Source organism: Enterobacter sp. SA187, assembly GCF_001888805.2.
Taxonomy (GTDB): Bacteria; Pseudomonadota; Gammaproteobacteria; order Enterobacterales; family Enterobacteriaceae; genus Enterobacter_D.
Genome location: NZ_CP019113.1, coordinates 871,145 through 881,552 on the forward strand (window position 1 = coordinate 871,145; position 10,408 = coordinate 881,552).

8 protein-coding genes are annotated in these 10,408 nt (G+C 50.1%); all 8 read right to left on the bottom strand.

The genetic code is table 11. From position 1 onward, the window contains the following. Positions 1-16: 16 nt before the first annotated feature. The 8 genes from tssE to BMF08_RS04385 are packed head-to-tail and all read right to left on the bottom strand — an operon-like array spanning position 17 to position 10,249. Positions 17-469 (bottom strand): type VI secretion system baseplate subunit TssE, encoded by a 453-nt coding sequence (gene tssE, locus BMF08_RS04350; RefSeq protein WP_072571166.1) that lies wholly within the window; start codon positions 467-469, stop codon positions 17-19. Continuing rightward, positions 462-998, bottom strand: coding sequence for a type VI secretion system lipoprotein TssJ (gene tssJ, locus BMF08_RS04355; RefSeq protein WP_072571165.1), 537 nt, complete (start codon positions 996-998; stop codon positions 462-464). The genes tssE and tssJ overlap by 8 nt, the downstream gene beginning before the upstream one ends. Beyond that, the gene (gene tssG, locus BMF08_RS04360; RefSeq protein ID WP_199775947.1) at positions 979-2,076 is read right to left on the bottom strand and encodes a type VI secretion system baseplate subunit TssG; all 1,098 of its coding nucleotides are present in this window, start codon (positions 2,074-2,076) and stop codon (positions 979-981) included. The genes tssJ and tssG overlap by 20 nt, the downstream gene beginning before the upstream one ends. Further along, positions 2,040-3,803 carry a type VI secretion system baseplate subunit TssF gene (gene tssF / locus BMF08_RS04365; protein ID WP_072571163.1) on the bottom strand — a complete coding sequence of 588 codons (1,764 nt, stop codon included), beginning with the start codon at positions 3,801-3,803 and terminating at the stop codon, positions 2,040-2,042. Before tssF ends, tssG begins: the two co-directional genes overlap by 37 nt. A 27-nt stretch (positions 3,804-3,830) precedes the next feature. Then, positions 3,831-5,429: a type VI secretion system protein TssA gene (gene tssA / locus BMF08_RS04370; protein WP_072571162.1), complete on the bottom strand. Its 1,599-nt coding sequence runs from the start codon at positions 5,427-5,429 to the stop codon at positions 3,831-3,833. Beyond that, positions 5,429-8,779: an ImcF-related family protein gene (locus tag BMF08_RS04375; protein WP_072571161.1), complete on the bottom strand. Its 3,351-nt coding sequence runs from the start codon at positions 8,777-8,779 to the stop codon at positions 5,429-5,431. Before BMF08_RS04375 ends, tssA begins: the two co-directional genes overlap by 1 nt. 21 nt (positions 8,780-8,800) lie before the next feature. Then, the gene (locus BMF08_RS04380; protein WP_158684876.1) at positions 8,801-9,988 is read right to left on the bottom strand and encodes a hypothetical protein; all 1,188 of its coding nucleotides are present in this window, start codon (positions 9,986-9,988) and stop codon (positions 8,801-8,803) included. Between the two features lie 3 nt (positions 9,989-9,991). After that, positions 9,992-10,249 (bottom strand): PAAR domain-containing protein, encoded by a 258-nt coding sequence (locus tag BMF08_RS04385; RefSeq protein ID WP_072571159.1) that lies wholly within the window; start codon positions 10,247-10,249, stop codon positions 9,992-9,994. Positions 10,250-10,408 lie beyond the last annotated feature (159 nt).

Below are 10,408 nucleotides of genomic sequence, written 5' to 3' on the forward strand. Positions count from 1 at the left end.
ACGTCTCTGATAGTCGTTAATAGCTGTCGCCCGGCTGAAGGTAATTTTGTTGCCTGAGATGGCGGATAAGCACACGGCCTTCCGGCATAAAAGCCGTGTCATAACGCACAATGCCGAAATCGTGTAACTCGGCATCTATCGCGTATTCCAGTTGGCCCGGCATATGCTGCGGCAGCAAGACCACCTGTATGCGCTTCAGACGAGGCTCATATTTCAATAGGGTTGCCGAAAGCGTATCCAGTAAAGAATGTGCCGTGCGAGGCATCCCCTGCAGAATTTTACTCATATCCGGCAGACCATAATCCGGTAGATGGCTGAGCGAGCCCTGACGGGTATTGAGAATACGCTGCATATTATCCAGTACAGATATGATGACCTGATTTTCTTCGCTAACCTGATGAATATCAAAGCCGCCGGTAAAGTTGCCGGTGAGCATTTCATAAAGGGAGGGTTGTGCCATGCTAATCATCCTTGAGCGGCAGAAGAGCTAGTGTCTGATTATTCATTTCAATCTTCCGCGCCACATCCGGATCCAGCTCATCGCGGTTTAACACCACGCGCCAGGTATTATTTGCAGTATCAGGTGTCAGAAAAAGAGCGGCTACCGCAACATAATTAGCTGAAGCTTCCAGAGGCATATCTATTGTTATAGAGGCACCAGGACGAAGACGAATATCTTTTTGAGCAACCAGGTCAGACTTAATAGCCTGGCTATCCTCGGCAAATAACGATGGATAATCTGTATCATCAAACACCTTGCGATCTTTTAACTGATAAATACGAATTACTGTTGAAAGCGGAATTCCTGCCGCATTATTATTAGCTGCCTCCCGTGCAATAATATCCAGATGCAGTATTTTCACTTGTTTGAAAAATAATGCCCTGGTCATAGCAACGGTGCTGTCGCCCACTTTTTGCGTTAATCCACAGCCGCATAATGTGGCCACCATAATTAGTGTTATGAATGTAAAACGCTTTTTACCAGCGGTAATCGCCATGTTCGTCCGTCTCCCTACGGTTAAAAGCCTCCTGAATACGCTGATAGCGACCCAGATTAATAGTAATAACTTTTTCGTTATGCCGTTCTGTTATGCTCACCTGCTGTGGTCGCATCACCGCTGTCCGCCCCAACAGCACGCTACTCTTTTTGGGCTGACAGGTTAACTGCGCATCCGGCAACAGACGGCGACATACACAAAGCTGTAAGCGTACATGAAGGCGTGCTCCAAGATAGACCTGCAACAAAGCGTGCAAATCCGCATGCAATTGCCCGCCAGGAAGCCAGCCAACAGCTTCGTCAGCATTATGAGTCCTCAGTTGCAATAAGATCTGGCTATTTACATCTATGGTGTGCGTTCCCATTATCGGACTGTTGCTCATACTGACAGGGTTACGCGCACTCATCGTTAATGGCTTATGCAAGGGAATACGACAGCGGTCATGAGGCTGCACGATGGCTTCAGTATCCGGAGCCAGTAACTGAACCAGCGCCACCACGCCTTCAGTAGTACGGGTGGGTAGACGCATCATGCTGGTCAGCGCTAAAAAGCGCGAGACTGGTGTTGCTATGCTTTTGGTGCAGCCTTCAATACCCAGGCCACACAAGCTCAACAAGTATTTCGACGTTCTGTCCTGGCCGCCGGATGCAAAGGTTGCAGGATAGGAATACTTCCTCCAGATACGATAATACTGAGTGATCATCCGGTGATTGAATATATCCAGAAAATCACTCACGGCCTCATAGCCTTCCCTGCGCTGCGCAATATCGTCGATATAAGACGTCGGCAAGGGAGATTCCACCCCATACAGTCCCAAAAAGGTAGTGCGGATGATCGGTGGTTCGTCAGCCTGCTCCGCTATTTCCATTCCTTTGAATTCGCTGGCCGGGAAGCCCATTCCCGGATGGGGACGAAAACGAACTGGATCGTGCTTGATCTGCCAACCGCTGCCGAGCGCTGGAAGATCCGGTTGACTTTGTTCCAGTAACTGGCAAAAGCGGTAAAACTGAGTGTAAGGCAGTTTGTCACGCAGTTGCTCTATTAACCGGGTAAACGCTGGTTGTGGTTCTCTTTCCATCGGATACATTTCCCGGCAGGTTGCACAATGAGGGTAAGCTGGTTAAACAAGTGGATATCGGCGTACAACGCAAAGAACCGGTTGAGCATCTCACCGAATAAATGAACATCCCCTTCGCCAGTAAAACCATTACTGTCGAGGGTAATTTCAATATCAATACCCCGTAGTAAGAAGCCTTTTTCAAAACGCTGGATCTGATGGTGCGCGACATGCTGTATGGCATCGAGACGACGATTATTCAGTTCGTCGTTCTGCCAGTTATATAACTCAAGCGTGTTACGCAGGACATCCGCGCTGCTCATCAAATTAAGATAGCTTGAACCCAGATGGCTCAATACCCGCCATTGAAAACGATCCTCAGCTGGAGGATAAGCAGGTAACGTAGGTTTACAAAGGTTACGCACTTTGAGAGGGGTCTGTAGCACTGACTCGCAGCGATCGAGTATCGTGCTTTGCAGTGCTTTTCGCGGGAGCTGGCCGTTAGTACCAGTAATTTTCAATGATACCGCCTCACGCATGAGATGCCGGTCAGCCTCCCATTGCACACCGCCAAGAATAAGCCAGGTATCATGTAAACCTGTTACCCCGCGCTTGACTCGCGTATGGTAATAACGTTCTGGTGCATGACGTCGTTGCATCCCACCCCGGTGACGGAAACTGGTAAAAGGCACGTAAATAGCACCCGAGGTACGCTGTGACCCGGTTACGCTATCTACCGAATAAATTTCAGTATGACCGTCCTGTAAACGTCGTGGCCGCAAAAGATATTCACTTTCCAGTCCGTTAATTATCAACGGATCTGCTTCCAGCGGAAAAAGATTGATAACCGGCACACAGTGCAACTGAAGCGCCTCATCCGTAACGGGCAGGTCGCTCTGCCATTGGCTTTGCAGTACCACTTCAATCTGAAAAAAAGCGATGCCAACGGGGAATGTCACGTTCTCCAGCCCATTGAGATGTACAAACATAAACTTTTCGCGGAAGGTGAAATATTCCAGAAGAAGCTGATATCCACTAAAAGCGCTTTCACCTTTCGGCCATAACAGGTCATCCTCAGAGAAGCCGCCTGGAGAAAACCAGCCATCAATTTGTACCCTGTCGACTTGATCCGGAAAACGCAGATAAAGTGCTGCCTGTCGCCGGGTTAATGCCAGATGCAACGCGCTGCTAACAGGAGCGTCGCTTGCCAGATAAAAAGAAAGCCGCCTTAAATCCACCTGTGTCCAGTCGGTTTGCGAACTGCAGGTCAGCCGCAAACGCAACACGGAACGCCCGTCCGGCTCAGCCGCCATCACAACTTTTGACACTTCCAGTGGATTGAGCACCGTCGCGCGAGTGGTTCGGTACTGGCAGACAGTATTTTTGGGGCCTATGGGGCGCGAATAAACTTCCATACTGGCGGGTACGGTTTCCGCTATTTTCATTGACTGAATGGCGGGAGACAGCGCCACAATCGATAGTGATGGAATAGTGCGTAAATAATGAGGCCACAACATACTCACCAGGCCTTCGGTGAATTCCGGCAGGTCATCATCAATTTTTTCACGCAGGCGGCCCATTGAAAAAGCAAACCCCTCAAACAGACGTTCAACGTAGGGATCCGGGGTGCCTGATTTATCCAAATCCAACATAGCAGCCCGATCAGGATGTGCTTGTGCAAACTCTTTGGCTGCCTCGCGAAGATAGCGTATTTCAGCGTCGTAATAACGCAGGGTTAAGTCTTTCATGTATTTTTCATTACCAGGCATTATCAATTACCCACACAGTACTGCCGCTCTTGCGGGATCAATGGCAATCAATCCGGCAAGCAGGGTTTCCATTTCACTGTGTAAACGTGATTTGTCCGTGTCGGATCGACTAATTTTGATGCGAAGTAGCTTCAGACGACGAGCTTTCACCTCAAACAACAATTCTGGCTCCCATTGCGAGAGCATTAATTTGGCAGCCTTGCAGTCCAGTTCATTGAGCAAATGCAGTGCCATGTCGTTCTTGCCGTATTGCTCAGCGACCCGTGCCATCAGCAGACGTACCAGCCACTGATGACGAGGCGTGTGCATCGCGGGTCGATGTTGCAGCCAGAGCAACGCCGCTTCAACGCCTTCGCTGTCCGCCTGTGCCAGGGCTTCTGGCTCCAGTTGTAAGATTTCATCGTGGCCCGCCGTACTGGCTGAAGCTGCAGATTCATCGTGCCAGCCTTCAGCCACCAGAACGTGCTGATTGATCCAGTTCAGGGTCACTTCATCGGCAAAGGGCGTGCCGTCGCTAAAAGCCAGTCCTTCAAGCCCAGGCAGGCGATGGAGTAAACCGCGTAAATCATGCGTAATAATGTCAGCCCATTTTTCATAAGGCGTGCCTGCTTTGCTGAGTGCCTGATGGATATACCACTGCAAATCCAGCCACAAGTGATTGACCGCCTGACCAAAAAAGCTCTCGGTCTGCTCAAGTAATTCCAGCCAGCTTTGTTGCAAATAAAGGCGCTTTAGCATCGCGCGATGTTCCGGTTTCGGTGGGGCCAGCCGTGTGCGCGTGTCTGCTGCCAGGGGAGGAAGTTCGTGTAAGGTATCCAGACGTATGCTTTTTATCAGATGATGGGCGGATAACCAGCCGTAGGGCTGATCGCGCAAAAAATTTGCCAGTAATTTCGCCTGATCGAGTAAGTCACGTCCGGAGGTAACCGGTTTCAACACCGGCGTTTCCGCCGACGTAGAAGTAGAGTGAATAATCGTGGCGCTACTGTTTTGCGGGATCACCGCATCCGGACCACCGGATTGCGCAAGGCGGTTTTCCAGCGCAGTATAAAGCCCACCAAACTGCGGGCGCTCTGATTCGTTCCAGAGCGCTGTTATTTCCTCGGTTAAAAGCAGCGCACCCACAATGCGCTCAAAGTCCGCTTTTGCCACCTCAGGATATAAAGATAAGCTGTCCAGCATACGGTTACTCGCCAGCCACTCCAGCGCCAGTTTGCGACTATTACCACGCTGCGGATGTAAGGCTGTTCCAAAACGCTGAACCAACGCGGCCAGCAAGGACAGCCCATCAGCAAGCCCGCTTTCACCATCCGTATGTAGTCGCGCCCAGATGTAATAAGTTGCGACGCGTACGTCTTTACAGGTTGAGGTGAGCAACTTCTCTGCCAGATCGCAGATTAAAGCGGTGTCTGCGCCGGATAGCTTATTGACTTCTTCGCGCATCTGCTGGAAATCATCGTCATAACCTGGATCGCTTCCCGCTGGAGAATCCAGGGAAACAGGTGCCAGCCAGTTTTCCCACAGTAAAGCCTGCTGTAGGGCCTGTTGTGAAATCACAAGCGGATCGGCATGACTGGCGTTTAATAACGTCGTCAAGGTTGCCATTAATTTACGTCCTCTGTTCCGGGTCTGTTTACGCTAAAAATCTGCTCGGGCAATCTGAAATCACGTAATTTCAGCAGCGCAAGCGGCCCTTCCCCCGCCTCGGTCCGCAGGGTGTAATGCAACGGCCTGCCATCAGGAGCTTTCCAGGTAACACTGAAGCTACTGTTTACGCCTGGATAGGGAGTAACTTCAGCCTTCTCCAGCAGGCGAATCAACCCCCATGCGCCTGGCAAATCAGCGTACTGTCGTGTTCCCGCTTGCGTACTTATCCAGCTCAGACTTGCGCCAGGGAACTCGGTATCATGTGGCCAGTTAAACCGCTTCCAGAACGGCGACTGGTTGTAATAGCTGAGTTTCTGGCTGTCGATGACCAGGTCAGTCTGCATCACGTCTTTAGCTGTTCCCGGACGTAACTCAAATCGAATACCCGCCTCCCCTCCGGCAAAGGCGACATCAGACAGAGCGCTCAGCATATCCACGGCATCAAGAAAAGCTGGATTAAATGTTAGCCCTTGTGCACTGATACTGTCCGGTACCCAGTGACTGCCCTCTTTATGCAGCACACCACTGAGCCGGGTCTGCAAAAAGTGAGCGATACGACCGCTATCGTTATTGAGATAGCGGGCAAGGAGCGGAAGTGACACTTCACTACTGGTGTTTTTTAACGGGTATCGCCCGCCAAACGTACTGTTCCAGTCAGTGACGATTGCTGCCTGCCACTGGGCATTGAGGCTTTCAGCGGCAGGCGTCAGTACCTGCTGCCAGGCCTGTTCGACCGGCTGAACAAATACGGTTTGTCCGAATCCATTCCACTCCTGACCAAGGCTCGCGGCGACAAGGCTGCCATAATCACGGGTTTCGGTCAGGTCGACTGCCTTTCCCTGAAACACGGTTTGCGCCAGTGTTCGGCTCATCGCCTGGGGATCAGGGGCATTAACTACCTGCTGGAGTTTAAGCCGCACCTGAGTGACGCGGGTCAGGAAAGTTTTCAGACTCAGAGTCATGCTGTCCCCACTCGCCATCAGTGACAGTACAGGGCCAAAAGTGCTATCCAGCGGGCCCTGTACGCCCGTTTGCTGATCAAAAGCAGGTTTCTCGTCACGGTTTAATAAATCTTTTGCGGATTTAACCAGCGAATCCGGCAATGCCCCAGTAAGTTGGCCAGTTTTACCCTGTACGCTCAGGGTATTCATCAGCGCAACCAGCGGAGACTGGCGCACGTCAGCCATCAGTGTGAGCTGATCTATGGAATCCGATAGCGTCCGGGCCGGACGGAGCCGCAGGCTGTTGAGAAAGGCCAGCCAGCTTGCAGAGAAATCGGCGAAATAACGCGCCTCAAGGCTCGCTTGCAATGCATCCGGGGACGCCTGCTGTAAGGCGTTCGTTCTGTTGTCGCTTAACACCCAGTCCATTTCTTCGCGACGCTCACTGACTATCCGCTCAATGGCTGGCCGGACGGTTTCTTCCCATGCTTTGCGGGTAAACATGCCCGGTACAACCTCGTCCGTTGTAAAAAGACGTGCCGCATCCGTATCGCCGGTCATGTCCGACAAACGCATATCAGCGTACTGGTTCGCCACCTGGACGAGCATTTTTTGATAGAGGGAAGCGTCGCTATTACGCGCGCCCATCTGGCGTACCAGCAGAGTACGGACTTGGCTCACCTGCTGCGTATTTGGCTCAAGACGCCATGACGGATGTGAGGGAAGATGGCGGGCATAAAAATCCAGCAGGGCCGGTCCGCTGCCTTGCCAGAGATTGTCCGGTATGCCCTGACGCTGTTGCCAGTTTTTCAGCAACGTCTTGCTAAACCAGGCTGCGTCCATTTTTTCCGGGCAGGCCAGCATAAGCCAGAGCTTTAACTGGTCATAAGCTGGTTTCATGAGACTTTCGCGTTGTGGATTATCTGGCGATAAAGTTAACAGAGTATTTAACTGAGCCTCAAGATGCCGGGCAGCGGCATCACGCACCAGGGGCAGTGCGTTGGCTCCATAATGCGGCCAGAGCGCCATCAGTAACGCATCGTTCTGGCTCAGGCCAGCGCGACTATACCAGGGAGCGCCATGCTGTTGCCGGTATGTCAGTTGATCCAGCGTGTGCTGTAAATCCAGCTGGGCCTGCAGACGCACAGGGAGCGGCTGTTGTTCGTCGGCGGCGCGTCTGACCTGTGATGTTGCTGAGATAATGGTTCCGCGATTTACCAGGAACGATGTCGCCATTCCTGCCCCCCACAGCACCATAGCGCCCGTGAGGATGAACATCATGACCTGGCCCCAAGCAACACCGCGTTTTTTCGCCACAAGACCAGTGGGCAGAGAAGGCAACGACTCCAGCAAGATATCCCAGCGATTATCCCTTACCCAGTGGTGCCGAACCGTTCTCGTGGTATTTGCAGAAGCCGGACTGAACATGATCCCGGCAAGCGGAAGAGGTTGCCAGGGGATGAGTAAATCGCCCAGGGGTTCAGCGACAGAATTCGGGTCATCAGCTAGTTGTCCGGCAAGCTGCAGTAAAAATTGATGCCTGGAACAGTTACTGATCTGCTGCGTTCCTTGTTCAATTAAGGGAGGTACCAGCGCTGCAAGCTGATTACGCAACACTTCTGGCTGGCAGTTTACGGAAAGCAGGCAGCCTACGGCCTGAGTAGCCCGAACATGATCTTTACTTTCAGTGCCGTGCAGGGACCAGACATACAGGGGGAACCGCCAGCCTGACAAGCCACAGCGGGAAGTTAATGCCTGTGACATTCGCTCAATCATATCGTTGGAGGGGGGGTGCTTTTGTGCGAACGCAGAGGTCACCCAGACCACACCATCTATGGGGCGGCGGCGAAGTTTGCTCAGGGCTTCAGACCATTCCGCGTCTAAAGGTGCAGAGGGATCTCCCCCCCACAGCAGTAGCGTACCTCTGTCTTCCTGCCAGAGCTGGTCTGCAAGGCCTGGGGCAAGCAGCTCTACGTCATTGATACTGCCAGTGAGCAGGATGATACGTACTCTACGAGGCCAAAAGCGACCATAGTTCATGTGCAAAGCCACGCGAAGTTTTTTCATTTGAACTACATAAGAATTTTCGCTAGCCTGGCTTTTAATCTTTGAATTACTCTGCTTAATCAAGCGGATATTTAATGCGCGGAAATACTCTGACGAAACAACAGATTTTATTATCCTTAAAAATAAATCATCACATAGCAACCATCCGAAACAAATCCCAAACAAAGTAAGAGAAGCAATTAGTTTTTTTTGTTGAGTTGGTAAGTGAATAACAGGATTATCGAACCAGATAAGCGCACTGCCAATTAAAAGCAATACAATAACAACTATCCATGTGCTAAATCGTCTTTTTTTGTACACTTAACTTTCCTTAATGCAGAATTACGCTGGACGTACAATGACGCACTGAGGCATTTTATCTTCTAACATGATCCACTGCGGTACTTGTGAAGAACTTGCATGTTCACAGGCGCAAATAAGCGTAATATGCCCAACAGCAAAATCAGGTTTCCCGAAAGAATTGTCTAACGAATGCTCTCGATCTTTATTAAATAAATAACCTTTAGCATCCATAGCCTCAATTATTTCAGTCTGGCTGGAGGGCGTTAGTTGACTTCGCCAGATAAAATAACCTTCATCAGGTGAAAGCTTACCCCAGCGTACAACATCATCTATATCCTCTACTGCCTTTATCACAGATACAGGACGATGAATAAACGCCAGTGGACTAGTATGCTTTTCCTTTATCCACGCTGGCGAAGCCAGTAATAACAATGAAATTGACTCAGCCTGATTATCACCTTTATCTCCAAAGAGATTGACCTCAACAGAAAGTACAAGTGACGGACTCTGCTCGTCCAGCCACTCATCCAGCCACATAAGCCCATCGTCGTCGGGTCTGAAAATAATAGGATGAAGAGCGTATCGCTCCGGGAAAATGCGTTGCCATATACTCAGAAAGCAGGTATCACTTACTGTTTGATCGTGACGGATACGCACCGTTACAGGCTCATTAAGGGCATACTGTTCCAACTCAGGCGTCAGCATACGCAGCAAAGTGTAAAGGTGCATTTCTAAACGAGAGCAATATTCCGCAACCGTATTGCTTTTAGCTGGTGGGTGAAGGAGTGCATTACTCACCACCGAGGCAGTACGAGAGCAATAAACAGTTTGCAAAGGGCTTGCACCCAACAATAATGCAGCAGCCAGTTTATTTTTCGCTGCGGGGGTGACATATGCCATTCCCAGCATCCCTAATGCCTGTTGCCCGGCTTCCTCTCTGCTTTTTAATTCCTCTGCATATAACTGGTTCCAGTGTGAAACTTGCTCGACCAGATGTTCATACTGACGTAATCTTATTGCATAGCATATTAACCCCAGGGCCGATGGAATCAAAGTAGCACATATCCAGAACCAAAAAGTGTTTGCTGGTTTACCTTTCGGCCAAAAATAAAGTGTTAATATAAACCCAGTAAGCATGCAGATAGCTATAAAAACGAGCCAGCGCATTTTTTCAGGAGGCTTAGGCAACACTTTAGGTTCTGGCAAATTCCTTATTTCTACAGGCATAGCTTAACGTTTCCCCGCCGTTGGCAGGGAGGTAATCAGTGTACAACCACATCCGCACCGATGACCATGCAAAGCGATAGGACGCCCATTCCATTTAGATCCAACATCGCCTTCTGCGATAAAAGTTACGCCATGTACAGGGCAGGATACTTTATCCAGCATACAGGAAACTGCCTTACCCATAAATATGAGACCAGCACTGCCCTCAAGAACGGTACCACCATGAGAGGTTTTATCTCCGATCCGTATTACGCCAAGCATATAAATACCTCCATATAATCATTTACTGTGAGAAAACCTCAAAGATTATTATTACACGAGCACTTTAATAGGCTGCACCTGTTCTTGCACTGAAAATATAAATAACTATATTACCCACCCCAACACTGGCACCTTCAATTTAAATTAAAATTTAGTAAA